Raw genomic sequence first — 24,131 nt, forward strand, 5'->3', positions numbered from 1 at the left:
AGGGGTCACCTCACCATGGGGACGCACTCTCCACGAAATCGGTTGGGTGCCCGTCGACCACTAGAGTCGCGATCCGTGGTGGGTGTCCTCGGCCGGGTGCGCGACGTGACCGTCGACGCCGACGGCGTGACGGCCCGCGCCACGCGCGAGACCGTGATGGACATGCTGGTCGACGGCCGGCGCGTCTACTCGTTCTGGCTGCACCGCGACGGCGCCCCGGTCACCGGCAGCGGCGCGGGCCGCGGCCGCTGGCGGGTGCCGTGGCCGAAGACGCTGCACGAGTTCCTCGACGGCACCGCGCGATTCACCGTGGTGGTCCACGAGACCGGCGAGACCGTGTTCGACCGGGAGCTCACGCTGGGCTCCGGCACCGGGCGGATCTCGATCGTCAACCGCAACGGCCAGCCGCTCAGCCTTGACCGGACCTGGCGCCGGGTCGTCACCTTCGACAGCCGCAGCAGCGAGCAGGTCGAGCCGCTGCTGAACGCGATCGACGTCGTGCTCGACGCCCTCCGCAAGGCCGGCATCGAGGCGTTCCTGGCCTACGGGACGCTGCTCGGCGCGGTGCGCGAGGGCCGGCTGCTCGGCCACGACGGCGACGCCGACCTCGGCTACGTCAGCCACCTCACCCACCCCGTCGACGTGATCCGCGAGTCGTTCCGGCTCCAGCGCGACCTCGTCGCCCTCGGCTTCCACATCACCCGCTACTCCGCGCTCGCCTTCAAGGTCGACGTCGACGAGGGCGACGGCGTGGTCCGCGGCCTCGACGTCTTCGGCGGGTTCCTGATGGACGGCCGGCTCTACCTGATGGGCGAGATCGGCGACCGGTTCGAGAAGTCCTGGATCCACCCCCTCGGCACCACGACCCTCGAGGGGCGGTCCTTCCCGGCCCCGGCCGACCCCGACAAGCTGCTCACCGCGATGTACGGCCCGTGGCGCACGCCCGATCCCGCGTTCCACTTCGACCCGCCGACGACGACCGTCCGGCGGCTCAACGGCTGGTTCCGCGGCCTGCGCGTCGGCCGGGCGCGCTGGGACCGGATCTACTCCCGCAAGCAGAAGCCGCTCGCCACCGAGCCGTCGCCGCTCGTGGCGTGGGCCGCCGAGCGGGAGGCCGACGCCGCGACGTATGTCGACCTCGGCTGCGGCCGCGGGTCCGACGTCCTGTGGATGGCCGGCCGCGGCGTCGCGTCGGTCGGGCTGGACTTCCAGCCGCGCTCGTACGCCGAGGCCGCGGCCCGCGGGGTCGAGGGCGCTGACTTCTGGCGGTGCAACCTGCTGGAGCTGCGCGACGTGCTGCCTGCCGGCGCCGAGCTCGCCCGGCGCCCCGGGCCGCGGCTGCTGGTCGCCCGGCACCTCGTCGACACGCTCGGCCCGGACGCCCGCCAGCACCTGTGGCGGCTGGCGCGGATGACGCTGGCGGGGGAGGGCGGTGGCCGGCTCTACCTGGAGTTCCTCGCCCGCTTCGGGGACGACGGGTTCGCCAAGGACCTGCGCGTCAAGCGGCGGCGGCCGCGGCTGATCGTGGGGGAGCTCGAGCGGGCTGGTGCGACGATCGTGCACCGGGAGACGATCCGGGCGTCGGACTCGTCGACGCCGTCGAAGGTGTGCCGACTGGTCGTGGAATGGAGACGTGGAGATGGCTGAGAAGCAGTCCGGTCTGGTCGAGCGGCTGCGCTCGACGCGCGCGGGGGAGGTGCTGGACCTGCGCCGCCGGGTCAAGCGGCTCGAGGCCGAGGTGCAGGAGTGCCGGGCGCTGAACGTGCGCCTGGCCGAGCTCACCGACATCGTCACCGAGCTGCTGCTCCCGGTGGCGGCGCGCGACGAGGAGAAGCTGGCCGAGCTGCTCGAGAAGTACCGCCAGAGCGTCTAGGCGCTCTCCCGACATGGCCTCCGCGGTCTTCCTCCACATCGGTCTGCCCAAGACCGGCACCACCTACCTCCAGTCGGTGCTCTGGGGGGCCAAGAGCGCGCTCGCGGCCGACGGGTTCCTGCTGCCTGGGCGCGGGCACCGCGAGCACCTCTGGGCGGCCCTCGAGCTGCAGGAGCGGCCGCGGCTCGAGCAGCGTCACCCCAAGGCGCCGGGCACGCTCGGGCGCCTGGTCAAGGCCGTCAACCGGCACCGCGGGCCGGCCATCCTCACCCACGAGTTCATGTGCGGCGCCGGGCGTGAGCAGGCCCGCCGGCTCATCGAGTCGCTCGCGCCTGCCGAGGTGCACGTCGTGATCACCGCGCGCGACAGCCTCGGGATGCTGACCGCCGGCTGGGCGGAGTACGTCAAGAACGGCGGCACCAGGCCGCTGGCGGAGATGCGCGGCGACACGCTCGAGGGCCAGTCCGAGTTCGGCTGGCGCACCTGGGACCTCGCCGGCGTGCTGCGCCGGTGGGGCCGGCACGTCCCGCCGGAGCGCGTCCACGTGCTGCCGATGCCCGGGTCGGGCGCGCCGCGCGACCAGCACTGGCGGAACTTCGCCGGTGTGCTCGGCCTCGACCCCGACCGCTACGAAGCGCCCGACGAGCCGCGCAACCCGGCCCTCGGTGTGGTGCAGATCGAGCTGCTCCGGCGGGTCAACCCGCACCTCACGGCGTTCCGCAAGCCGGTGGACCGCGGCACCTGGATCAGGGGCTACCTCGCCGAGGGCCACCTGGTGCGCCAGGAGGGTGAGCGGCTCGGGGCGGACGACGTGCAGGTCGCCGAGTGTCGCGAGCGCGCCGACCGCGCCGTACGCATCATCGAGCGGCGCGGGTTCCACGTCGTCGGCGACCTGGACGCCCTGCGGGTGCCCGACGACGTCCCGGAGAGGCCACGCCCGGACGCCGTGTCGAATGAGGCTCTGCTGGCCTCAGCCACTACACTCGTCGCTGATCTGCTCGCGGACGTCCGTCGCATCGCCCGCGAGGGCCCGCCCGACCTGACAGAGGATGCGTGACCTCGTCCGTCGCATGCATCCGGAGCACTTGGAGAGGTTGTCGGTGAAGAGAGTCTCGATTGCTGCGTGTAGCGCGGTCTCGATCGCGCTGGTCCTGAGCATGTGGGGCATGGTCCCCACCGCCCAGGCGTCCGCGCGGGCCACGCAGGTGACGACCGCGACCGCGCCGCTCGGCACGGTCGCCGGCGCGCCCGCCGACAAGAAGAAGCCCAAGCCGAAGCGCTGGAAGGCCTACAAGGGGGCGTTCTTCAACAACCCCCACGTCAACGCCGACCGGTTCAAGCTCGAGCGCCGGCTGATCGACACGATCCGCCACACGCAGAAGGGCGCGACGATCCGGATCGCGGTCTACTCCTTCGACCGCGAGGGCGTCGCCGACGCGCTGATCGCCGCCCACAAGCGCGGCGTGAAGATCCAGATGCTGCTCAACGACCACCAGGACACCCACGCGATGAAGCGGGTGCGGGCGGTGCTCGGCACCAACCGGTTCGCCAAGAACTTCATCTACAAGTGCAAGCAGGGCTGCCGCACCTTCGCCGACCAGTACCGCAACCTGCACTCGAAGTTCTACACCTTCACCCAGGCCGGCAAGTCCGACCACGTGATGGCGATCGGGTCCTTCAACCTGACCCGCAACGCGATCTACCACCAGTGGAACGACCTCTACTTCATGTCCGGCAACGAGCCGCTGTTCGACCAGTTCGTGGCGACGTTCAAGGACATGAAGAAGGACTACAACACCAAGCAGCCGCCGATCCGCTTCTGCGGCACGCCCAAGGGCGCGGAGTGCAACGACGCGGTCGACAAGTACACCGCCTGGATCTTCCCCAAGACCTCGACGCCGCAGAGCGACGTGGTGCTCGACATGCTCAACAAGATCCAGTGCCTCACGCCCGACGGCAACGGAGGCCAGACCCGCACCCACCTCGCGCTCTCGATGCACACCATGCGCGGCAACCGCGGCAACTACCTCGCCGCCGCCATCCGCAACAAGTGGGCCCAGGGCTGCGACTTCCGGGTGAGCTACGGGCTGATCGGCTTCAAGACCAAGCAGATCCTCGGCGCCTCGACGGCGCGCGGCCGGATCCCGCTGCGCTCCACCGGGCTCGACTACCACCCCGACGACGACTTCGACCTCAACCACGACGGTGAGGACGACGTCATCCTCGACTACTACACCCACCAGAAGTACCTCGTGGTGCAGGGCACCTACGCCGGCGTCCCCAACACCAACATGGTGCTGACGGGCTCCTCCAACTGGGCGAGCCTCGGCACCGCCGAGGACGAGGTGTTCTTCACGATCCTGGGCCGCAACAACGTCAAGCGCTACCTGGCCAACTTCAACTCGTTCTGGAACAACGGCCGCTGGACGCGCAACGCGTACACGACGACGTACACCGACTTCAAGGTCGCCCGGATGGTCCGCCAGGCCGACGGCACCTACGAGAAGGGCTACGTCACGGTCCGGCGCCCGGTCACCACGGTCGAGCGCGACCCGGCCGTGGCCGGCGGCCAGTTCTGGGAAGGCGACTGACCCCAGCCGCGACCCTCGTACGCCGGGGCTGGGACGCAACCGACCTCGGTCCCGCGGGTGCCACCGCTGCGGAGGTCTCGACAAGCTCGACCAGCGGTGGGCGGGCTGGGTGCCCTCCCTGCGGAGGTTTCGAGACAGGCGCTAGCGCGCCTTCCTCAACCAGCGGTGCGTTCCGGTGGTTGAGGAGGTCGCGCAGCGACCGTCTCGAAACCTCGTACGCGGGGGCTGGGACGCAACCGAGCTCGGTCCGCCGGGTGTCCACGCTGCGGAGGTCTCGACGGGCTCGACCAGCGCGGGTCGGGCTGGGTGCGGCGGTGGCGGGTCAGCCGCCGTTGCCGTTGCCGGCGTCCTCGGCGGTGAGCAGCTGGTGGGCGAAGTCGCTGACGACGTTGAGATCGGCGCCGACCAGGGCCGCGCCGGTGCCGGGGAGGTCCTTCGCGATGCCCGCCCCTCCGGAGCCGGTATAGGCGTCCCACTTGCCGGTGCCGCTGATCTTCACGGTGCCTCCGGCCTTGGCGCCGGGGAGCAGCCGGGCGACGAGGTCGGCGGCGGAGGCGGTCGACTGCAGGAGGGTGGCGGGGGCGCCGTTCGGGTCGGTGAGCTCGATGGTCCACGTGCCGCCGCCCTTCGGGGCGTACGACGCGGAGACGACGGTCCACCCGTCGGGGACCCCCGCGGGGATCAGTGCCGGGAAGCCCGCCTTCAGGGCGGCCTTCACCGCCTTGGTGATGATCGGCGAGGGCACCGGGTCGCTCTCCGTGGGCGCGTCGCTGGCCGTGGGGGTCTCCGACGCCGCCGGGGTCTCGGTCAGGGTCGGTGCGGCGCTGGTCGTCGTCGAGCCGGTCGGGTCGGAGGCCGTGGCGCCGCTGCCGTCGTCGGAGCCGCAGGCGGCTGCCGCCACGGCGACGAGCGCCAGCCCGGCCACCGCCGCGGGGATCCGCCTGCGTGCCCTGGTCAGCCCGGTCGCGCCGCCGGTGATGCCGGTCATCTCGCCCGTCATGTCCCCAGTCATGTCCTTAGTGTGCCCCGTCCTACCCACACAGAGCCTGACGGCGGCCAACCTTCGGCGGTTCCGCCCCGTCAAGGGAGGAGAGGCATGATGGCTCGTCGCGGAGCGGCAGTTCTGTGAAAACTGTGACGCGTGGGGCTGTTGTGGATTTAGCATCAGTCAAGGCACACTGCTTGCGCGACACTCTCGATCCTCGGAGGAACACCACCATGACGGGCTTCCCCACCGTCGTACGCCAGCGCGTCCTCGGCCAGGGCCTGCGCCGCTGGTCCATCGCGGCGCTCGTGCTCGGCACCATCGCCGGCGGCACCGCCCTCGCGGTGAGCGCCTCGGCGAAGAAGGCCGACGAGTACGGCCAGGTGGGCGCCAGCCCCGTCCCCGTGACCGAGGTGGTGCACGGCAAGACGAAGTTCCGCGTCGGGTCGTTCAACATCCTCGGCTACGACCACACCGCGCCCGGCGGCAGCAAGAAGGGCTACGCCGACGGCGCGCAGCGGATGAAGTGGGCCGTCCAGGTGCTCAAGAGCGAGGACGTGGACGTCGTGGGGCTCCAGGAGTTCCAGCCCCAGCAGTACGCCAAGTGGGTCAAGAAGGCCTCGTCCCGCTACGACATCTTCCCGGGCTACGTCGACACCGTCGGCTTCCTGCGCAACTCGATCGCGTGGCGCAAGGACAAGTTCAAGATGGTGTCGAACAGCTGGATCAAGCTGCCCTACTTCCACGGTGACGTGCTGCGGATGCCGGTCGTGCTCCTCCAGTCGCTCTCGACGGGCCAGCAGTTCTACGTGATGAACTTCCAGAACCCGGCCGACGTCCGCGGCAACGCCCAGAAGTGGCGCCTGATCGGCCAGCGGCTGCAGATCGCGCTGGTCAACCACCTCAAGGCCAGCAACAACCTCCCGGTCATCTGGACCGGCGACATGAACGCCAAGCGGCAGGTGTTCTGCCGGGTCACCGCGCAGGCCGGGATGATCTCTGCCAGCGGCGGGGTCCGCACCGCCACGAGCTGCAGCCCGCCGCGCGGCATGGTGGTCGACTGGATCTTCGGCTCGGGCGTGAAGTTCAAGAAGTACCAGCAGCTCCGCACCCGGAAGATCGCGCGGACCACCGACCACCACCTGCTCACCACCAAGGTGCGGATCCTGCCGGTCGCGGCGACGGTCCCGCCCCCGTCGGCCTGCGTGACGGTGAGCGCGACGGCGACGGCCACGGTCACGGCCCCCACCTCGACGGCGACCGCCACGTCCACGACGACACCCACGGCGCCCACGACGCTCCCGCCAGTGCCTCCGACGGCCCCGGGCATCCCGAACTGGCCGCCGACCTGCACCGTGACCGCCACCACCACGACCACGACGACCCTCACACCGTCTCCGTGATCCTGGCCACGGCGCCGGCGGTGAACGACCGCTAACCTGCTCCGGTCCCACCCCCACACCCGGCGAGGAGCAGCCCCATGGGTCGCCTGTGCCAGACCGACGGACTGACCGAGGACCAGACCGAGATCCTCAAGGCGGTCAGGACCTTCGTCGACGAGCAGATCATCCCGGTTGCGACCGAGCTCGAGCACGCCGACGAGTACCCGCAGGAGATCGTCGACGGGCTCAAGGAGCTGGGGATCTTCGGGCTCACCATCCCCGAGGAGTACGACGGGCTCGGCGAGTCGCTGCTGACCTACGCGCTGTGCGTCGAGGAGATCGCCCGGGGCTGGATGAGCGTCTCGGGTGTCATCAACACCCACTTCATCGTGGCCTACATGCTCATGCGCCACGGCACCGAGGAGCAGAAGAAGAAGTACCTGCCGCGGATGGCCGCCGGCGAGGTCCGCGGCGCGTTCTCGATGTCCGAGCCCGGGCTGGGCTCCGACGTGTCCGCGATCAAGACCAAGGCCGTCAAGGACGGCGACGGGTGGAAGATCGACGGCCAGAAGATGTGGCTGACCAACGGCGGCACGTCCAACCTCGTGGCCACCCTGGTCCGGACCGGCCAGGCCGACGGCGACGGCGGCGAGGAGTCGCCGTACAAATCGATGACGACGTTCCTCGTCGAGAAGGAGGAGGGCTTCGGCGAGACCGCGCCGGGCCTGACCATCCCGGGCAAGATCGACAAGATGGGCTACAAGGGCGTCGACACCACGGAGGCGGTCTTCGAGGGCTTCCGGACCACCGACGAGCAGGTCCTCGGCGGCGAGACGGGCAAGGGCTTCTACCAGATGATGGACGGCGTCGAGGTCGGCCGTGTCAACGTCGCCGCCCGCGCCTGCGGCATCGCCAACCGGGCCTTCGAGCTCGCCATCGCCTACAGCCAGCAGCGCGAGACCTTCGGCAAGCCGATCTCGGAGCACCAAGCCATCCTCTTCCGCCTCGCCGAGATGGCGACCAAGGTCGAGACCGCGCACGCGATGATGGTCCGCGCCGCACGGATGAAGGACTCCGGACAGCGCAACGACGTCGAGGCCGGCATGGCCAAGATGGTCGCCTCGGAGTACTGCAACGAGGTGGTCCAGGACTCCTTCCGCATCCACGGCGGCTACGGCTACTCCAAGGAGTACGAGATCGAGCGCCTCTACCGCGAGGCCGCGTTCATGCTGATCGGCGAGGGCACGAGCGACATCCAGAAGATGATCATCGGCCGCGCGCTGCTCAAGGACTACAAGCTCAAGTAGCCGATCTGGCCCGCCAGTCCGGCGCCAGCACGGCCCAGACCTCGGTGTCCCACAGCCGGTCACGGTGCTGCCACGACTCGCGCAGCGTGCCCTCCAGCCTCATGCCGAGCCGCTCGGCGATCTTGCGGCTGGCGAGGTTCTCGGGCACGCAGTGCCACTCGGCGCGGTGCAGCCCGCGCTCGAGCAGCGCCCAGTCGAGCATCGCGGTCGCGGCGCGCGTGACGTGCCCGCGGCCCTGCGCGTCGGCGGCCAGCCAGACGCCGACCTCGCAGAGACCTCCGGCCGGGTCGAAGACGCGAAAGAGCGTCCCGCCGATCATCCGACCCGCCACCCGGAGCGCGTAGATGCGCGGTCCGTCGGCCGCGGTGCCGTCGGCGTACCGCTGCAGGAAGGCGCGGGCGCGGTCCTCGTCGTGGAGCGAGGCGCCCCACGGGAGCCAGGGGGCGAGGTGGTCGCGCTCGGCCGCGACGAACGCCGCGAGCTCGGCGGACTGCCAGGGCTCGAGGGCAGTGAGCGTGAGTCCGTCACCGAGGTCGAGCGAGAGCATGGGCAGGCCTTCCGCAAGGTACATAACGACTGTTGTGTACCCTAGCACCATGCCGGCACCGGTCGACCACGACACCCGTCGCCGCGAGGTCGCCGAGGCGGTGTGGCGGGTGCTGGCCGAGACCGGGTTCGCCGGGTTGAGCCTGCGGGCCGTCGCGACCGAGATGGGAGCGACGACCGGCCTGCTGACGCACTACTTCCGCAGCAAGCGCGAGCTGGTGGAGCACGCGCTCGAGGTCGTCCACGAGCGCACGGCGCCGCGCATGCAGGACGTCGGCCCGCCCGCCCCCGGCCTCGAGGGGCTTCGCGCGCGGCTGCGCGCGGTGCTGGTCGACGACGCCGAGGCGACGGTGCTGAGCAAGGTCTGGGTGGGCTTCTGGGACCTCGCCCTGGCCGATGCGGAGCTCGGGCTCGCTGAGGCGGCCCGCTACGAGCGGTGGCGCGACCGCCTGCGGCCGCTGGTCGACGAGGCGCTCGCCGCGGGCGAGCTGCCGCTCGGCCGCGACCGCGAGACGGTGGTCGACCTCCTCACGGCGTTCACCCACGGCCTCGTGGTCCAGGCGCTCTTCGACCCGGACCGGTTCCCGGCCGAGCGGCAGTACGCCGTGCTCGACGAGCTGCTGGGCGCCCTGGCTAGTCGCTGACCTCGACGTTCGCGATCGTGTAGCCGGTCTCGTCGTCGGCGATCTCCTCGCTGCCGTCGACGTAGACGCTGCTGGGGTAGTCCTGACCGTCGGGCCAGTCGACGTCGACCCGGGCGGCTTCGGTGTCGTTGGCCTTCTCGATGACGTCGTTGATGGTCATCCAGAAGGTCTGCTCGGCCGGCGCGCCCTCGACGATCCCGCCGTCGCGGCCGCCACCGCCGCCGGCGCCGTACACCGCCGCCTCGACCTCGCCGTCGGCGACGGTCACCACGACCGGGGCGCCGCCGCCTATGCAGAAACAGGTCACGGTGAGCTCGAAGGTGTAGTCGGTGGGCCCGAACTCCGGGTAGGTGCCCACCGTGGGCTCCGCCGTCGGGCTCGGCGTGCTCGTCGCCGTCGTGGGGGCGGGGTCCGAGGCGACGCCGCCTGAGTCGTCGTCGGAGCACGCGGCGAGCGACAGCGGGAGCACGAGGGCAGCGAGCGTCAGCGCGAGGGATCGCATCTCGGTCGGACGGGTCGACGGCGCGCCGGGTTCCATGAGCCCACTCTGCCGGGTCGCTGGCACCTATGGTCGGACCGCCATGACCACGCGCCGCCCACGCCCGCTGCTCGCCGCCGTCCTGGCCGTGGGTGCCGCCCTGGCCGGGACCTCCGGCGTCGGCGCCGCGCCGGCGCCCGCCAGCCGGGTCGTCGCCGCCGCCTGGGCCGACGGCGGCGCCTCCGCCACCGAGCGCTCGGTGCTGCCGCTGCTCGTCAGCCTCGCCGCAGGGCCGGAGACACGGCTGACCGTGCGGGTCACGGGCGCCACGGTCGTCGCCCTGCCCGACGCGTGCGCCCCCAGCACCGTGGTCCGACGCCGGTCGCACCTCTCCGCGGACGCCGTCACCCTGGTGTGCACGGTGGTCGGCAAGCGCGCCCAGGACGTCGTGGTCGAGGTCCGGACGGGCGCCGCGCCGGGTCCGGTGGGCGCCACGGTCACCGACCGGGGCGTCGTCACGACGTTGCCGGGCCGGGCCGTTGCGGCCGCCGCGCCCGACACCCCGCGCCGGCTGCGGCTGATCTCGAGTCCCGACTTCATGAACGCCGACGTCGCCGACCTGCGCCGCGGGCCGGGGTTCTGGAACCCGCGCCGCTCGCCGAACTCCACCAGCCCCGCCTACGAGCGCGCGATCGACCGGGTCCTCGACGACTGGCAGCGCCAGGAGCCTGACGGCGTGCTGGTGGCCGGAGACCTGGTCGACGGTCGCTGGGGTCGCGACAGCCGGCACACGGGCAACTTCGGCCCGGTCGGCAACGCCGCCCAGCGCGCGAGCGCCACCCGGCGGGCGGCGGCGACGTACTACCCGCAGTACCTCCAGCGCTTCCGCTCCCACCACCTCGACCTCTACCCGGCGGTCGGCGACCACGAGTACGGCGACAACCCGTGGACCTCCTCGAAGAGGCGGCTCGCGCCGGTGTTCCAGCAGGAGTTCGCGCGCTACTTCACCCGCACCCAGGCAGGCCGGCCGCGCTTCCGCGACCACCCGGGCGGCGTGCACGCGAGCACGGCCTACGCGTTCCGGCCCTCGCCGGAGGTGCAGGTCGTCTCGATCGACCCCTTCGACATCAGCCCTGGTCGCGCCCGGATCCGCGTCGACCGCCAGCAGCTGCGCTGGCTGGCCGGCGTGCTGCGCAAGGCCCGCGCCGACGGCGTGCGGTGGACGCTGGTCCAGGGCCACGTGCCGATCCTCGAGCCGGTGCGGGCGCGCGGGTCCAGCGAGCTTCACTACCCCGGCGGTGCGCGGTCGCGGCTCTGGCAGGTCTTCCGCAAGTACGGCGTGGACGTCTACCTCTGCGGCGAGGTGCACGACGTCACCGCGACCACCCAGGACGGGATCCTCCAGCTCGCCCACGGGGGCGCGTTCCAGTTCGGCCTGACGACCTACTCCGTCCTCGACGTGCACGACGACCGGCTCGACGTCACGCTCCGTGACTACGCCGTCCGGGTGCGCGACGCGCGAGACCACACCCGGCTGTGGGAGACCGTCCGCAGCGGGCTGAAGAAGTGGATCAGGCTCGACCCCGAGCCGGTGACGATCGGCACGCTGACCCTCGGCGCCGACGGCTCGGTGACCGACCGCAGCGGAATCCTGTTGCCCTACCGTCACTGACTCGTGCGAGGGTGGGGCCATGTCCGGAGCGAACGACGACCTGAAGGCCAAGATGCGCGAGGCGCTCGACCGGAAGAACGCCGGCCGGCGCAAGAAGGGCGAGCAGGGCGTCCACGAGGACGGCCCGGTCCAGGAGAAGGCGCACGGCTCCGAGGTGGTCGGCGGCGCCCCCAAGATGCACCGGCGCAAGGCCGGTGGCGGCGGCGCCTGACCCGCTCCGAGGCGGGCTGGTGAGATAGCCCACGCGTCCACCGGCTGCCTCTCGCGCGTGCGGGAGGGCAGCATGGGCCCATGCAGTTCGGACGCAGCTACGAGGAGTTCGAGGTCGGCGCGACCTACAAGCACTGGCCCGGCAAGACGGTCACCGAGTACGACGACCACCTGTTCTGCCTGCTCACGATGAACCACCACCCGCTGCACCTCGACGCGCACTACGCCGAGGAGACCACGCAGTTCGGCAAGAACGTCGTCGTCGGCAACTACGTCTACTCGATCCTGCTCGGCATGTCGGTCCCCGACATCTCTGGCAAGGCGATCGCCAACCTCGAGATCGAGTCACTGCGGCACGTCGCGCCGACGTTCCACGGCGACACGCTCTACGGCGAGACGACCGTCCTCGACAAGTGGGAGTCGACCTCCAAGGACGACCGCGGCGTCGTCCACGTCGAGACCATCGGCTACAACCAGGACGGCAAGGTCGTCTGCATCTTCCGCCGCAAGGTGATGGTGCCGAAGAACAGCTACCTCGAGGCCCGCGGCGGCGAGCAGCCCGGTCGCCCGGTCCCGCAGCCGGACAAGAACTGGCCGGGCGCCGCGGACCCGGCGACCCCGGCGGGTGGCTGATCGATCAGCAACGTCGGCGGGTGGCTGATCGATCAGCAACGTCGGTGGGTGGCTGATCGATCAGCAACCTCGGTGGGTGACTGATCGATCAGCAACCTCGGCAGCTGACTGATCGATCAGCAAGGTTTCCGAGGCATGCTCGCCCGTGAGGTGGTCACCGCTCAGGGGTGAGTACTCGGACCGACACACCCGCACCTCACGAAGCCGAGGAACGACGCGACACCCGGTTCTTCGGGCAGCCGTGGCCGCTGGCCAACCTGTTCGGCGTCGAGATGTGGGAGCGCTTCAGCTTCTACGGGATGCAGGGCATCCTCGTCATCTACCTCTACTTCTCCGCGAGCGAGGGCGGCCTCGGCATCTCCGAGGCGACCGCGACGGGCATCGTCGGCGCCTACGGCGGCGCGGTCTACCTCGCCACCATCCTCGGTGCGTGGGTCTCCGACCGCCTGATCGGTCCCGAGCGGACGCTGTTCGCCTCGGCGGTCGTGGTGATGGCCGGGCACGTGGCGCTGGCGCTGCTGCCCGGGCTGGGCGGCGTGGGCGTCGGCCTCAGCCTGGTGGCGATCGGCAGCGGCGGCGTGAAGGCCAACGCCACCGCGCTCGTCGGCTCGCTGTACGCCGAGGACGACTCCCGGCGTGACGCCGGCTTCTCGCTCTTCTACATGGGCATCAACATCGGCGCGTTCGCAGGACCGCTGCTGACCGGGCTGCTGCAGGAGAACGAGGGCTTCCACTACGGCTTCGGGCTCGCGGCGATCGGGATGGGGCTCGGGCTCACGCAGTACGCGTTCGGCCGCCGTTCCCTCCCGGAGGAGACCCGCGAGGTCCCGCACCCGCTCGAGCCGTCCGAGCGCGCGCGCTACGCAGCGGTGCTCGCCGTCGCTGCTGCGGCGGTCGTCGTCCTGGCCCTCACCGGTCTGATGACGGCCGGCAACCTCGCCGACTGGGTGCTCGGCATCGTGTCGGTGGCCTCGGTCGTCTACTTCGTCCTGATCCTCGGCTCGCGCGAGGTGAGCGCCACCGAGCGCAGCCGGGTCTGGTCGTTCGTGCCGCTGTTCATCGCGAACGCCGTCTTCTGGTCGCTCTACCAGCAGCAGTTCACCGTCGTGACGATCTTCAGCGACAAGCGCCTCGACCGCGACCTCTTCGGCTGGGAGATGCCGATCTCGTGGGTCAACTCGATCAACCCGGTGATGGTGATCGTGTTCGCGGGCGTCTTCGCCGCGGTGTGGACCAAGCTCGGCGACCGCCAGCCGGTGACGCCGGTGAAGTTCGGCCTCGGCACCGTGGTGATGGGCGTCGCGTTCTGGTCGTTCCTGCTCAACCCCGGAGGCGAGCACGCGGCGCCGCTGCTGCTCCTGGCGCTGACGCTGTTCGCGTTCACGATGGGTGAGCTGCTGATCTCACCGGTCGGCCTGTCGCTGTCGACCAAGCTCGCGCCGGCGCGGTTCCACACGCAGATGGTCGCGCTCTACTTCCTCTCCGTCGCGTTCGGCACCGCCATGGCCGGGAAGCTCGCGGGCTACTACGACCCCGAGCACGAGACCGGCTACTTCCTGGTGCTGGGCGCGATCTCGGTCGCGGTCGGACTCGTCGTCCTGGCCCTCACCAAGCCGATCACACGGCTGATGGCGGGCGTGCGCTGACCGGGCCGGCCGCCCCTCTCCCCACTGGGGAGAACGCCCGTGCCAGCGGCAGCATCGCGAGGATGAGCACCATCGGCACGGCGAAGCCGAGCCGGAGCGACCCGGCGCCGACCAGGCCGGTGAGCACGGCCCCGAGCAGGCCGCCGACGTAGTTGAACTGGTTGAACCGCGCGATCACCGCGTCGGTGCGCACCCTGTCGCCGCCCGCGATCCGGGCGGCCGCCGAGAAGCTGAGAGGCGCGATCACCGAAGCGCCCGCGCCCAGCAGCGTGAAGCCCAGCACCGCCACCGGCCAGGTCGGCGCCGCAACCACCACCAGCATCGCGAGCGACGCGACGACCGCGCCGGTGCGCAGGACCGGCGCCGCGCCGTACCTAGCGACCAGGGAGTCGCCCGCCAGCCGCACCGCCAGGCTGGCCACCAGGTAGGGCAGGGTCGCGAGGGCGACGAGCGAGTGCGGCGCCTCGACCACGTCGTCGAGGAACGTCGGTCCCCAGGTCTGCGAGGCGGTGTCGACCATGTAGAAGAGCACCATCCCGAGCCCCACCAGCAGAATGGGCCGCCACGGCACGGCGACGTCCTCGGCCTCGGCGAGCGCCTCGCCGTGCTCGCGCGGGAGGTACGGCGCCGCGAGGGCGAGCAGCGGCACCACCGCGACCAGACCCGCCGTCCACAGCGGGGCGTGGGCCGCCGCCAGCGCGTAGCACGCGCCGAGGATCCCGCCGAAGGTCCAGGCGCCGTGGAAGGACGGCAGGATCGGCCGGCCGTATCGGTGCTCGATCGCCACGGCCTGCATGTTGCTGGTCGCGTCGACGATGCCGAGCCCCACGCCGTACGCCGCGAGCCCGAGCACGAACACCGGGCCCGCAGGCGCCGCGGCGACGACCGGGACGGCCACGCCGACGACGAGCAGGCCGGTCCGCAGGGTCGCGGCGCTGGAGCTGCGGTGCGCGACCAGCTCGGCGACGACCGAGCCCACGCCGGCCAGCAGCACGATCATGAGCAGCACCAGCGACAGGTCGATCTCGGACATGTCCCAGCGGTCGGAGAACCGCGGCAGCCGCGTCGTGAGGCTGATGAAGACCATCCCCTGGGTCGCGAAGGCGAGCGCGGTGGCGCGGCGGGCCAGGGACGCGCTCATGCGATCGGCCGGTCCGGGGACGGTCTGCATGGCCCGATCGTGCCAGTGACGCCCTCGCGGTCGGTGGGGGAGGATCGTCCGGGTCGATTTCGGCCGCACGCGGACCGACTCCCGGTCCGGCACGGGAGAGGAACACATGGCGCGCACGGGACAGCAGCTGCGGGTCCGCACCGCGAAGGCGATGGCCGAGAGCCGCGGCGCGACGGTCCGGACGGCGACCGAGCGTAGGTCGGGCCTCGGCGACCGGCTCCGCTACATGTTCGACAACTCGATGACGCGCGGGACGCCGGCGCTCATCATGTGGCTGACGGTCGCGACCGTGATGCTGACGCTGGTCTTCGCGGTGATCACGACGATCTTCCGGCTCCGGAGCGAGGCCACCACGGGTCGCGGCTTCTTCAAGGAGGTCTTCTACACCCTGCTCCACGCGCTAGACCCCGGCTACATCGGCGGTGACGTCGGGTCGTGGGGCTTCCTCCTCACGATGCTCGTGCTCACCGTCGGCGGCCTGTTCATCGTCAGCGCCCTGATCGGTGTCATCGCCAACGGCATCGACTCCAAGCTCGCCGACCTGCGCCGCGGCCGCTCGATCGTCCTCGAGGAGGACCACACCGTCATCCTCGGCTGGTCGGAGTCGATCTTCACGATCGTCTCGGAGCTGACGCTGGCCAACGAGAGCCGCAAGGACCCGGTGATCGTGATCCTGGCCGACATGGACAAGATCGAGATGGAGGACGAGCTGCGGGTCAAGGTCCCCGACCGCCGCGGCACCCGCATCATCTGCCGGTCCGGCTCGCCCATGGACCTCGACGACCTGCGCCTGAGCAGCCACGAGACCGCCCGGTCGGTGATCCTGCTGGCGCCCGAGTCCGACGACCCCGACTCCGAGGTCATCAAGACCCTGCTCGCGCTGACCCACAACGGCGAGGACGGGCCGCGGATCGTGGCCGAGATCCAGGAGCCGAGCAACCTCGAGGCCGCCGCCCTGGTCGGCAAGGGCCGGACCACCCTCCTCGACATCCGCGAGACCGTCGCCAAGCTGGTCGTGCAGACCTCGCGCCAGTCCGGCGCCGCGGCCGTCTACACCGAGCTCTTCGACTACTCCGGTGACGAGTTCTACTTCTTCGAGGACCACGGCCTGGCCGGGTCGACGTACGCCGAGGCGCAGCTGGCGTTCGAGGCCGCCTCCGTGGTCGGCATCCTCGACGGCACCACCTCCAAGCTCAACCCCGCACCCGACACGGTGATCAGCGCCGACCACACCCTCATCGTCGTCGTCGAGGACGACTCGGCGCTCGAGGGGCAGTCGCGGTCGATGACCGAGCCGGCGCTGAACCGGCTTGGCGAGCAGGGCGCCGTGGAGGCGCGGCCCACCCAGGCACTCGTCATCGGCTGGAACGACCGCGCGCCGATCGTGGTCCGCGAGCTCGACCGCTACGCGCCGCCCGGCTCCACGCTCACCGTCGTCACGACGTACGGCGACCCGGAGCTGCCGGTGTTCCAGAACCTCGCCGTGACCGTCGTGAAGGCGTCCACGACCAGCCGGGCGGTGCTGGAGGAGCACGTCGGCGCCGACCTCGACCAGATCGTGGTGCTCTGCTACGACCGCGACCTCGACGTGCAGACCGCCGACTCGCGGACGCTGATCAGCCTGCTCCACGTGCGCGACATCCTGAGCCGGACCGGGTCCGAGACGCCGGTGGTCAGCGAGATGCTCGACGACCGCAACCGGGTGCTCGCGTCGGTGGCCGACGTCGACGACATCGTCGTCAGCGGCGAGATCGTCAGCCTCGTCGTCACCCAGCTGTCCGAGGACGGCCGCCTCGAGGCGGTCTTCAAGGAGCTGCTGGGCGCCGACGGCAGCGAGATCTACCTGCGGCCGGCCGAGTGGTACGTCCAGCCGGGCGACGGCGTCAGCTGGGCGACGGTCGTGGCCGGAGCCGCGCGGCGCAACGAGACGGCGATCGGACTGAAGTCGGCACTGCTCGCCGAGCCGGGGCTCAAGTTCGGGGTGGTCGTGAACCCGCCCAAGTCGCAGACCTACTCGATCGGCCCGGGCGACGCCGTGGTGGTGCTGGCGGAGGACTGATCCGTGGTTACCTCTCTCCCATGGGTGAGGTCTGGGTGGTCCGGCACGGTGAGACCGAGTGGAGCCGCGACGGGCGGCACACCGGCACGACAGACATCGAGCTGACCGAGGACGGCGAGGCGTCGGCACGCGAGCTCGCGCCGCGGCTCGCCGAGCGGCCCTTCGCGCTCGTCCTCACCTCGCCGCTGCAGCGGGCGCGGCGTACCGCCGAGCTGGCCGGCTTCCCCGACGCGGAGGTCGACGACGACCTGGTGGAGTGGAGGTACGGCGACTACGAGGGCATCACCACCGAGGAGATCCGCGAGACCGTGCCGGGCTGGACGGTGTGGACGCACCCCGTCCCGGGTGGTGAGAGTGCCGACGAGGTCGCCGAGCGCCTGGACCGCGTGATCGCGCGCTGCCACGACACCGACGGCGACGTGCTTCTCGTGGGCCACGGCCACGCGCTGCGGGCGCTGGCCGCGCGGTGGCTCGGGCTGCCCGCGACCGACGGGCGGCTGCTCAAGCTCGACACCGGCACCGTCTCGGTGCTGGGCCACGAGCGCGAGAGTCCGGCCGTCGTCCACTGGAACGCTTGACGCTCCCGCCCAACTCACCGACCTTTGGACAGTGACGCTGTCGGTCGGGTGCCCGCGCTGCGCTACCCCGATCGCTCGCGCGGGCGAGCTCTGGTCGTGCCCCGACCACGGCGTGGTCGAGCCCCTCTGGCGGCCGGGCGAGGCGTCGTACGACGCGTTCGTCGAGCACCTCGGCGCCACGGCGCGCTTCCCGACGTACCTGCCCTGGCCGCTCAGCCCCGGGTGGCGGGTGACGGACTTCGCGGCGGTCGGCACCGTCGACCGCGGCCGGGCCGCGATGACCTGCGTGTCGGGCACCTCGGCTCTCGACGGCCCCGTCGACGCCCTCGTGATCACCGAGGAGCCCGGCACCGGGCTCGGCGCCCGCATCGCCGGCACCCGCCACGACGACCCGGGTGTCGAGATCGGCGAGGGACCGCCCGCCACCCGGGTCCGCATCGACTCCAAGTCCGTCCCGCTCTGGCCCGTCTCGACCTCCGCCTCCACCGCGGAGTGGGACCGCTCCGTCGTCGCCGGCGAGGCCGACGGCCGCTGGCTCTGGATGGTCCTGCGCCCCGCCTCGGCGCTGATGCTGCTGCGCGACGACTGGATCCTCCGCGACGTCTCCGGCCTCGGCCCGCCGCTCGTGGAGCTGCCGTTCGGGGGACCCGCTCCGGCCTGGTGAGGCCTGCCGGGCGGGCGCGGGTGGCGGCGGGCGGGGGAGCGGTCAGCCAGCAACCTGGGTGCGGGCGGATCGGGGTGGCCGAGGTTGCCTGCTGACCGCTGCGGCGGCTCAGGCCCGGGGAGCGGTCAGCCAGCACCCTGGATCCGGGCGGATCGGGCTCCCCAGGTTGCCTGCTGACCGCCGCCCCGCGCCCGCCCCGCGCCGCCCCGCCGACCACCTCGGCCTACGCTCCAACGGTGCGCATCGACCTCCACACCCACACGCGGGCCAGCGACGGCACGCAGACGGCGGAGGAGCTGGTGCGAGCGGCGGCGGCGTCCGGGCTCGACGTGCTCGGGGTGACCGACCACGACACCACCGAGGGGTGGGCCGAGGCGGCGCGCACCGCGGCGGAGGTCGGCATCACGCTGGTGCGCGGCATCGAGGTCAGCACCAAGCACCTCGGCCGCGGCGCGCACCTGCTGGCCTACCTGCCGGACCCGACGTACCCGCCCCTGCTCGAGCACCTGCGGAAGATCCTCGACGGCCGCAGCAGCCGGGTGCCGGCGATGCTCGAGCGGCTGCGCGAGGCCGGGGTGGACGTCGACATCAGCGACGTGCGCCGGGCGGCCGACGGCACCGCCGCGACCGGTCGCCCGCACGTCGCGGACGCGCTCGTCACCCTGGGCGTGGTGCCCGACCGGAGCACGGCGTTCCGGCGCTTCCTCAACCCGGGCCGGCCGGCGTACGTCAACAGGTACGCCGCCCCGCTGGTCGAGATGATCCGGGTGATCGACGAGGCCGGGGGAGTGAGCGTGCTGGCGCACCCGTGGGGCCGGCACGGCGAGGAGTCGATGCCCGAGAGCGCCCTCACCGAGCTCGCCGGACTCGGGCTGGCCGGCCTCGAGGTCGACCACCAGGACCACCCGCCCGCGGCCCGCGAGCGGCTCCGCGCGATCGCCCGCGACCTCGACCTCGTCGTGACCGGGTCGAGCGACCACCACGGCCTCGGCAAGCACGACCACGAGCTGGGCTGCAACACGACCGCTCCCGAGGAGCTCGAGCGGCTGCTCGCCCTCGCCGACGCCGCCTCGGCGCGCTCGACCCGGACCACGCCCGAGGTGCTGCGATGACCCGCTACGTGATCGACGCGCCCACCCTGCTCCACATCGTCACCGAGCAGCTGGCGATCAACCCCGAGCACCAGCTCGTCGCTCCGCACGCGATCCGCTCGCAGGCGCTCACCCTCCTGCTCGAGCGCGTACGCCGCGGCGAGCTGAGCGAGAAGGAGGCCGGCGTCCTGCACACCCGCCTCACCGAGCTCAAGATCCGCGTCCTGGGTGACCGGGTGTCGCGCGCGACGTCGTTCAAGATCGCCAACCAGCAGGGGTGGCGGACGACGTTCGACGCGGAGTACGTCGCGGTCGCCCAGCTCCAGGCCGACGCGCTCGTGACCGTCGACCCCGGGCTGGCGGCGAAGGTCGAGGGGCTGGTGCCGCTCGCGCCGCTCAGCGCGCTGACGGACTGACCGGCGTCTACTTGCGCCCGATCGACTGGAACCGCTGCAGCACGCTGTTGGGGATCAGCCGCGAGGCCGTGGCGATCGCCTTGTACTGCGCCGAGGGGATCGAGAAGACGCGACCCTTGTCGAAGTCGGCGAGCGCGGTGGCGACCAGCTTGTCGGCGTCGAGCCACATGAAGTCGGGAGCCGAGCTGCGGTCGACGTCCATCCGTTCGTGGAACTCCGTCTTGGTGAAGCCCGGGCACAGCGCCATCACGGTCACGCCGCGGGGGCGGTACTCGTTGGCCGCCCACTCGGAGAAGCTGTTCACCCACGCCTTCGCGGCGCTGTAGGAGCCGCGGGGGAGGAACGCCGCGACGCTCGAGACGTTGATGATGCCGCCGTGGCCGCGCTCGGCCATCGACTTCAGCGCCACGTGCGAGAGGCGCAGCACGGCGGTGACCAGCACGTCGAGCATCGCTGTCTCGGCGTCGACCGAGTTGTCGAGGAACCTGCCCTTGAGGCCGAACCCGGCGTTGTTGACCAGCAGGTCCACCGGCCGGGCGGCGTCGGCGAGGCGGGCCTCGACGCGGGCCAGGTCGGCGCGGTCGGTCAGGTCGGCCGGCAGCACCTCGACCTCGACGCCGTGGGCGGCTCGGAGCTCGGCCGCGGTCTTCTCGAGGCGTTCCTCGTCGCGCGCGACGAGCACGAGGTCGTGTCCGCGGGCCGCGAGCTGCTGGGCGAAGGAGTGGCCGATGCCCGCCGTCGGCCCGGTCACGAGTGCGGTCGTCGACATGGCTCGCAGTCTGGCAGGTGGGTGCACCGGCCCGGCCCGGCCGTCCGGCATGATGGGGCTGACATGACCCAGCGCCGTACGACCGTCCTCGCGATCGCCAACCAGAAGGGTGGCGTCGCCAAGACGACGACGGTGGCCTCGATCGGGGCCGCCCTCGCCGAGCTGGGACACCGGGTCCTGCTCGTCGACCTCGACCCGCAGGCGTGCCTGACGTTCTCGCTCGGCATCGACCCCGAGGACCTCGAGCTCTCGGTCCACCACGTGCTGACCAAGGGGCTGGCGCCGACCGAGGCGATCATCACCACGGAGGACGGCGTCGACCTGCTCCCGGCCACCATCGAGCTGGCGCGCGCCGAGGCCGACCTGCTCACCCGCACCGGCCGCGAGCACGTCCTGCGCACGGTCGTGGAGGACCTCGCCGAGCAGGGCGAGGACTACGACTGGATCCTCCTCGACTGCCCGCCCTCGCTCGGCGTGCTCACCGTCGCCGCGCTGACGGCGGCCGAGGGCGTGCTGATCCCGCTCCAGTGCGAGACGCTCTCGCACCGCGGGGTGGGTCAGCTGCTCGACACGGTGCACGACGTACGCCGCTTCACCAACCGCGGTCTGGCCGTCTGGGGCGTGCTCCCGACGCTGTTCGACGGGCGCACCAACCACGCCCGGGCGGTGCTCGACAACATCTCGGAGACCTACGAGCTCGAGGTGATCGAGCCGCCGATCCCCAAGACCATCAAGTTCGCCGAGGCGCCGGCCGCTGGCCGGTCGATCCTGGCGACGAGCCGCAGCAGCAAGGGCGCCCGGGCCTACCGCGAGGTCGCGGCCAACCTGTCGGCCCGGGCGGCGTCCTGAGCCATGATCACCCCACGAAACCGCTCGGTGCGCGCGCTTCGCGCGGTCGGGCTCGCGCTTCCGCGGGGACCCCGAAAGGCATGAGCAGCCACCGGGCCGCACCCCCGCGCCGCCGGGCCGCCCCGCCGGCCGGGCGCCGGCGCGCTGAGAAGACCCAGCCGCGCTACGGCCGGCTGGCGGTCCTCGGCGCCTCGGTGAGTGTCACCGGCATCGCGATGCTCGGCGGCGTCGGCGTGCTGCCGTCGGTCGCCAGCGGCGACGCGGGCGGCCGCAACGCCGACACCGCGCGTGACTCGGCGCCCGTGGGCTCGGTGCTGGCCGGCGCCCAGACCACGCCGTCCGCGGAGCCCTCGGACGCCGCCGCGTCGGCGATGGGGTCGTCAGCGTCGTCGGCCACCTCGGGCCAGGAGAAGCCCGGTGCCGGCGACGCGAAGGGCGACGACAAGACGAAGGACGGGGCCGCCAGCCGGCCGGCCGACGCCGACCCGCCCGTGCCGGCCGACTCCGGCGAGGGCCGGCGCGTGGTGTTCGACCAGACCGACCAGCGCGTGTGGCTCGTCGACGACGACGAGGAGGTCGTGCGGACCTACCTCGTGTCGGGCAGCCTCTACGACAACCTCGAGCCCGGCACCTACTCGGTCTACTCCAGGTCGGAGCAGGCGTGGGGCATCGACGACTCCGGCACGATGAAGTACTTCGTCCGCTTCACCCAGGGCACCAACGGCGCCGCGATCGGCTTCCACGACATCCCGATCGACGACGGCGAGCCGGTGCAGACGCTCGCCCAGCTCGGCAGCCCGCAGTCGCACGGCTGCGTGCGTCAGGAGCGCGACGACGCGATCGCGTTGTGGGAGTTCGCGCCGATCGGCACCGAGGTCGACGTCACGGCGTGACGTCGATGTCAGGCAGTTTCACCGGGTACCCGGTGAAACTGGTCCTGACCGCAAGGAGTTCCAGCCGGTCAGCGCCAGTTTCGTGCGGTCAGGCGCCGGCGGGAGCCTTGCCCTCGCCCGAGCCGGACCCGGAGCCCGAACGGCGACGACGGCGGCGGTTGCGGCTGCGTGGGGCGCCGCCCTCGGCGCTCTCCGGGGCCGGCGCGGTGCTGTCGGCACCGGCGGACTCGGCCACCTTCTCGCCGCTGCGGGTGCGGCTGCGGGTGCGGTCGCGCTGGGGACGGTCGCCGCGCTCGCGGCGCTCGCCGTCGCGGCCACCCCGGCCGCCGCCACCCCGGCCACCACGCTCGCCGCCGCGACCGCCACGGGAGTCGCGGTCCTCGCGGGGCTCGCGGGGCTCCCTCGGCTTCTCGGGGACGATCCGGCCCTTGGTGCCCGGCGGGATGCCCTGGTCGTGGAAGAGGTGCTCGGAGGTCGAGTAGGTCTCCTGCGGCTCGTCGAAGGGCAGGTCGAGCGTCTTGTTGATCATCTTCCAGCGGTGCAGGTCCGCCCAGTCGACGAAGGTGATCGCGATGCCCGACGCGCCGGCCCGGCCGGTGCGGCCGATGCGGTGCACGTAGGCCTTGTCGTCCTCGGGGCAGGTGTAGTTGATGACGTGGGTGACGCCGGCGACGTCGATGCCGCGGGCGGCCACGTCGGTGCAGACCAGGACCTGGAGCTTGTCCTCGCGGAACCTCGTCAGCGCCTTCTCGCGCGCGACCTGCGCCATGTCACCGTGCAGCGCACTGGTCTTGAAGCCGCGCTCCTCGAGGTCGTCGGCCACCCGCTGCGCCTGGCGCTTGGTGCGGGTGAAGACGATCATCTTGCCGGCGTCCTCGGCCTGCAGGATCCGCCCGATCATCTCGGGCTTGTCGAGGTCGTGGGCGAGGTAGATGAACTGCGCGGTCGCGGGCACCATCGTGGTGTCGTAGGACGACTCGGCGCGGATGTTCATCGGGTGCCGCAGGTGGCGGCGGGCCAGCGTCACGATCGCAGACGGCATCGTCGCCGAGAACAGCATCGTCTGGCGCGTCTCGGGGGTCTTCGACAGCAGCTTCTCGACGTCGGGCAGGAAGCCGAGGTCGAGCATCTCGTCGGCCTCGTCGAGGACGACGGCGTGCACGTGCGAGAGGTCGAGCGCGCGGCGGTCGGAGAGGTCGATCAGCCGACCGGGGGTGCCGACGACGATGTCGACTCCGTCCTTGAGCGCGTCGAGCTGGGTGTCGTAGCCCACGCCGCCGTAGACGGTGAGCACGCGGAGCCCGAGGTCCTTGCTCGCGAGGGCGAGGTCGCCGGAGACCTGGAGCGCGAGCTCGCGGGTCGGGGCGACGATCAGCGCCTGCGGCTTGCCCTGCGGGAGGTCGGCGTACGCCGGGTCCTTGGGCGTGACGCTGCGCTGCAGCACCGGGATGCCGAAGGCGAGGGTCTTGCCGGTGCCGGTGCGGGCCTGCCCGATCAGGTCGGTGCCGAGGAGCGCGACCGAGAGGGTCATCTCCTGGATGGCGAAGGGAGTGGTGATGCCGGCGCGCTCGAGCGCGTCACAGATGTCGGGGAGCACCCCGAGCTCTCGGAAGGTGGTCAGCGTCTTGTCGCTTTCGTGTGTGGTCGTCAGCCCGCTCCGGCTGGTGCCGGGGA

The 24,131-nt window shown here is 71.8% G+C and carries 24 protein-coding genes; 18 read left to right on the forward strand and 6 right to left on the reverse strand.

Translation table 11 applies throughout. The features are described 5' to 3' along the window. Positions 1-75: 75 nt before the first annotated feature. The 4 genes from G514_RS28175 (at position 76) to G514_RS0121045 (ending at position 4,464) form a co-directional block, all read left to right on the forward strand. A complete protein-coding gene (locus tag G514_RS28175; RefSeq protein ID WP_157545095.1) occupies positions 76-1,647 on the forward strand; it encodes a LicD family protein in 1,572 nt (523 codons plus the stop codon). Further along, positions 1,640-1,873 (forward strand): DUF6752 domain-containing protein, encoded by a 234-nt coding sequence (locus tag G514_RS0121035; RefSeq protein WP_036565929.1) that lies wholly within the window; start codon positions 1,640-1,642, stop codon positions 1,871-1,873. Before G514_RS28175 ends, G514_RS0121035 begins: the two co-directional genes overlap by 8 nt. 13 nt (positions 1,874-1,886) lie before the next feature. After that, positions 1,887-2,930, forward strand: a complete 1,044-nt coding sequence (locus G514_RS28180) for a hypothetical protein (RefSeq protein WP_051247965.1) — start codon at positions 1,887-1,889, stop codon at positions 2,928-2,930. Between the two features lie 109 nt (positions 2,931-3,039). Further along, positions 3,040-4,464 (forward strand): phospholipase D-like domain-containing protein, encoded by a 1,425-nt coding sequence (locus G514_RS0121045; protein WP_028653356.1) that lies wholly within the window; start codon positions 3,040-3,042, stop codon positions 4,462-4,464. 322 nt (positions 4,465-4,786) lie between these two features. Here G514_RS0121045 and G514_RS0121055 read toward each other — a convergent pair whose 3' ends face one another. Then, positions 4,787-5,476: a DUF4245 family protein gene (locus G514_RS0121055; protein ID WP_157545096.1), complete on the reverse strand. Its 690-nt coding sequence runs from the start codon at positions 5,474-5,476 to the stop codon at positions 4,787-4,789. Positions 5,477-5,682: 206 nt separating this feature from the next. Here G514_RS0121055 and G514_RS0121060 point away from each other — a divergent pair, with 206 nt between their 5' ends. Beyond that, entirely contained in the window at positions 5,683-6,852 is a 1,170-nt protein-coding gene (locus G514_RS0121060; protein WP_028653358.1) for an endonuclease/exonuclease/phosphatase family protein, read from the forward strand. Positions 6,853-6,929: 77 nt separating this feature from the next. Next, positions 6,930-8,138: an acyl-CoA dehydrogenase family protein gene (locus G514_RS0121065; protein WP_028653359.1), complete on the forward strand. Its 1,209-nt coding sequence runs from the start codon at positions 6,930-6,932 to the stop codon at positions 8,136-8,138. On the opposite strand, the gene G514_RS0121070 is transcribed toward G514_RS0121065, so the two are convergent. Next, entirely contained in the window at positions 8,131-8,685 is a 555-nt protein-coding gene (locus G514_RS0121070; protein WP_028653360.1) for a GNAT family N-acetyltransferase, read from the reverse strand. The genes G514_RS0121065 and G514_RS0121070 overlap by 8 nt on opposite strands. A 49-nt stretch (positions 8,686-8,734) precedes the next feature. Between G514_RS0121070 and G514_RS0121075 the strand changes: the two genes are divergently transcribed. Then, complete coding sequence (locus G514_RS0121075) at positions 8,735-9,328, forward strand: TetR/AcrR family transcriptional regulator (RefSeq protein WP_028653361.1); 594 nt, start codon at positions 8,735-8,737, stop codon at positions 9,326-9,328. Here G514_RS0121075 and G514_RS0121080 read toward each other — a convergent pair. Next, entirely contained in the window at positions 9,318-9,866 is a 549-nt protein-coding gene (locus G514_RS0121080) for a DUF6174 domain-containing protein (RefSeq protein WP_028653362.1), read from the reverse strand. The genes G514_RS0121075 and G514_RS0121080 overlap by 11 nt on opposite strands. A 43-nt stretch (positions 9,867-9,909) precedes the next feature. On the opposite strand from G514_RS0121080, the gene G514_RS0121085 reads away from it, so the two are divergent. From G514_RS0121085 to G514_RS0121100, 4 genes are all read left to right on the forward strand, one after another. Then, the gene (locus G514_RS0121085) at positions 9,910-11,478 is read left to right on the forward strand and encodes a metallophosphoesterase family protein (RefSeq protein WP_028653363.1); all 1,569 of its coding nucleotides are present in this window, start codon (positions 9,910-9,912) and stop codon (positions 11,476-11,478) included. A 19-nt stretch (positions 11,479-11,497) separates the two neighbouring features. Further along, positions 11,498-11,689 carry a DUF5302 domain-containing protein gene (locus G514_RS0121090; RefSeq protein WP_028653364.1) on the forward strand — a complete coding sequence of 64 codons (192 nt, stop codon included), beginning with the start codon at positions 11,498-11,500 and terminating at the stop codon, positions 11,687-11,689. A gap of 80 nt (positions 11,690-11,769) precedes the next feature. Further along, positions 11,770-12,321 carry a MaoC family dehydratase gene (locus G514_RS0121095; protein ID WP_028653365.1) on the forward strand — a complete coding sequence of 184 codons (552 nt, stop codon included), beginning with the start codon at positions 11,770-11,772 and terminating at the stop codon, positions 12,319-12,321. 167 nt (positions 12,322-12,488) lie between these two features. Further along, positions 12,489-13,967 (forward strand): peptide MFS transporter, encoded by a 1,479-nt coding sequence (locus tag G514_RS0121100; RefSeq protein WP_028653366.1) that lies wholly within the window; start codon positions 12,489-12,491, stop codon positions 13,965-13,967. Here the strand turns inward: G514_RS0121100 and G514_RS0121105 are convergent. Continuing rightward, positions 13,939-15,138, reverse strand: a complete 1,200-nt coding sequence (locus G514_RS0121105; protein WP_245582293.1) for an MFS transporter — start codon at positions 15,136-15,138, stop codon at positions 13,939-13,941. The two genes, G514_RS0121100 and G514_RS0121105, sit on opposite strands and share 29 nt — an antisense overlap. Before the next feature lie 106 nt (positions 15,139-15,244). Here G514_RS0121105 and G514_RS0121110 point away from each other — a divergent pair, with 106 nt between their 5' ends. The 5 genes from G514_RS0121110 (at position 15,245) to G514_RS0121130 (ending at position 19,946) form a co-directional block, all read left to right on the forward strand. Further along, on the forward strand, positions 15,245-17,197 hold the full coding sequence (locus tag G514_RS0121110; protein WP_051247968.1) for a CASTOR/POLLUX-related putative ion channel: 1,953 nt from the start codon (positions 15,245-15,247) through the stop codon (positions 17,195-17,197). Between the two features lie 20 nt (positions 17,198-17,217). Further along, the gene (locus G514_RS0121115) at positions 17,218-17,775 is read left to right on the forward strand and encodes a histidine phosphatase family protein (protein ID WP_028653369.1); all 558 of its coding nucleotides are present in this window, start codon (positions 17,218-17,220) and stop codon (positions 17,773-17,775) included. A 31-nt stretch (positions 17,776-17,806) separates the two neighbouring features. Beyond that, a complete protein-coding gene (locus G514_RS0121120; protein ID WP_028653370.1) occupies positions 17,807-18,439 on the forward strand; it encodes a DUF6758 family protein in 633 nt (210 codons plus the stop codon). A 236-nt stretch (positions 18,440-18,675) separates the two neighbouring features. Then, positions 18,676-19,551: a PHP domain-containing protein gene (locus G514_RS0121125; protein ID WP_028653371.1), complete on the forward strand. Its 876-nt coding sequence runs from the start codon at positions 18,676-18,678 to the stop codon at positions 19,549-19,551. Continuing rightward, on the forward strand, positions 19,548-19,946 hold the full coding sequence (locus tag G514_RS0121130; RefSeq protein WP_028653372.1) for a type II toxin-antitoxin system VapC family toxin: 399 nt from the start codon (positions 19,548-19,550) through the stop codon (positions 19,944-19,946). The genes G514_RS0121125 and G514_RS0121130 overlap by 4 nt, the downstream gene beginning before the upstream one ends. 7 nt (positions 19,947-19,953) lie before the next feature. On the opposite strand, the gene G514_RS0121135 is transcribed toward G514_RS0121130, so the two are convergent. Next, positions 19,954-20,715: an SDR family NAD(P)-dependent oxidoreductase gene (locus G514_RS0121135; RefSeq protein ID WP_028653373.1), complete on the reverse strand. Its 762-nt coding sequence runs from the start codon at positions 20,713-20,715 to the stop codon at positions 19,954-19,956. Between the two features lie 63 nt (positions 20,716-20,778). Between G514_RS0121135 and G514_RS0121140 the strand changes: the two genes are divergently transcribed. Then, positions 20,779-21,564, forward strand: coding sequence for a ParA family protein (locus G514_RS0121140; RefSeq protein WP_028653374.1), 786 nt, complete (start codon positions 20,779-20,781; stop codon positions 21,562-21,564). Positions 21,565-21,644: 80 nt separating this feature from the next. Continuing rightward, positions 21,645-22,457, forward strand: coding sequence for a L,D-transpeptidase (locus G514_RS29565; protein WP_051247971.1), 813 nt, complete (start codon positions 21,645-21,647; stop codon positions 22,455-22,457). A gap of 88 nt (positions 22,458-22,545) precedes the next feature. Here G514_RS29565 and G514_RS0121150 read toward each other — a convergent pair whose 3' ends face one another. Next, positions 22,546-24,054 carry a DEAD/DEAH box helicase gene (locus G514_RS0121150; protein WP_036565791.1) on the reverse strand — a complete coding sequence of 503 codons (1,509 nt, stop codon included), beginning with the start codon at positions 24,052-24,054 and terminating at the stop codon, positions 22,546-22,548. Positions 24,055-24,131 lie beyond the last annotated feature (77 nt).

Source organism: Nocardioides halotolerans DSM 19273 (assembly GCF_000422805.1).
Taxonomy (GTDB): Bacteria; Actinomycetota; Actinomycetes; order Propionibacteriales; family Nocardioidaceae; genus Nocardioides; species Nocardioides halotolerans.

Excerpts from the sequence above, each read along its gene's own strand:
- G514_RS0121035 (WP_036565929.1), top strand. The coding sequence starts at position 1,640 with ATGGCTGAGAAGCAGTCCGGTCTGGTCGAGCGGCTGCGCTCGACGCGC.
- G514_RS28180 (WP_051247965.1), top strand. The coding sequence starts at position 1,887 with ATGGCCTCCGCGGTCTTCCTCCACATCGGTCTGCCCAAGACCGGCACC.
- G514_RS0121045 (WP_028653356.1), top strand. The coding sequence starts at position 3,040 with ATGGTCCCCACCGCCCAGGCGTCCGCGCGGGCCACGCAGGTGACGACC.
- G514_RS0121055 (WP_157545096.1), bottom strand. The coding sequence starts at position 5,476 with ATGACTGGGGACATGACGGGCGAGATGACCGGCATCACCGGCGGCGCG.
- G514_RS0121060 (WP_028653358.1), top strand. The coding sequence starts at position 5,683 with ATGACGGGCTTCCCCACCGTCGTACGCCAGCGCGTCCTCGGCCAGGGC.
- G514_RS0121065 (WP_028653359.1), top strand. The coding sequence starts at position 6,930 with ATGGGTCGCCTGTGCCAGACCGACGGACTGACCGAGGACCAGACCGAG.
- G514_RS0121070 (WP_028653360.1), bottom strand. The coding sequence starts at position 8,685 with ATGCTCTCGCTCGACCTCGGTGACGGACTCACGCTCACTGCCCTCGAG.
- G514_RS0121075 (WP_028653361.1), top strand. The coding sequence starts at position 8,735 with ATGCCGGCACCGGTCGACCACGACACCCGTCGCCGCGAGGTCGCCGAG.
- G514_RS0121080 (WP_028653362.1), bottom strand. The coding sequence starts at position 9,866 with ATGGAACCCGGCGCGCCGTCGACCCGTCCGACCGAGATGCGATCCCTC.
- G514_RS0121085 (WP_028653363.1), top strand. The coding sequence starts at position 9,910 with ATGACCACGCGCCGCCCACGCCCGCTGCTCGCCGCCGTCCTGGCCGTG.
- G514_RS0121090 (WP_028653364.1), top strand. The coding sequence starts at position 11,498 with ATGTCCGGAGCGAACGACGACCTGAAGGCCAAGATGCGCGAGGCGCTC.
- G514_RS0121095 (WP_028653365.1), top strand. The coding sequence starts at position 11,770 with ATGCAGTTCGGACGCAGCTACGAGGAGTTCGAGGTCGGCGCGACCTAC.
- G514_RS0121105 (WP_245582293.1), bottom strand. The coding sequence starts at position 15,138 with ATGCAGACCGTCCCCGGACCGGCCGATCGCATGAGCGCGTCCCTGGCC.
- G514_RS0121110 (WP_051247968.1), top strand. The coding sequence starts at position 15,245 with ATGGCGCGCACGGGACAGCAGCTGCGGGTCCGCACCGCGAAGGCGATG.
- G514_RS0121115 (WP_028653369.1), top strand. The coding sequence starts at position 17,218 with ATGGGTGAGGTCTGGGTGGTCCGGCACGGTGAGACCGAGTGGAGCCGC.
- G514_RS0121130 (WP_028653372.1), top strand. The coding sequence starts at position 19,548 with ATGACCCGCTACGTGATCGACGCGCCCACCCTGCTCCACATCGTCACC.
- G514_RS0121135 (WP_028653373.1), bottom strand. The coding sequence starts at position 20,715 with ATGTCGACGACCGCACTCGTGACCGGGCCGACGGCGGGCATCGGCCAC.
- G514_RS0121140 (WP_028653374.1), top strand. The coding sequence starts at position 20,779 with ATGACCCAGCGCCGTACGACCGTCCTCGCGATCGCCAACCAGAAGGGT.
- G514_RS29565 (WP_051247971.1), top strand. The coding sequence starts at position 21,645 with ATGAGCAGCCACCGGGCCGCACCCCCGCGCCGCCGGGCCGCCCCGCCG.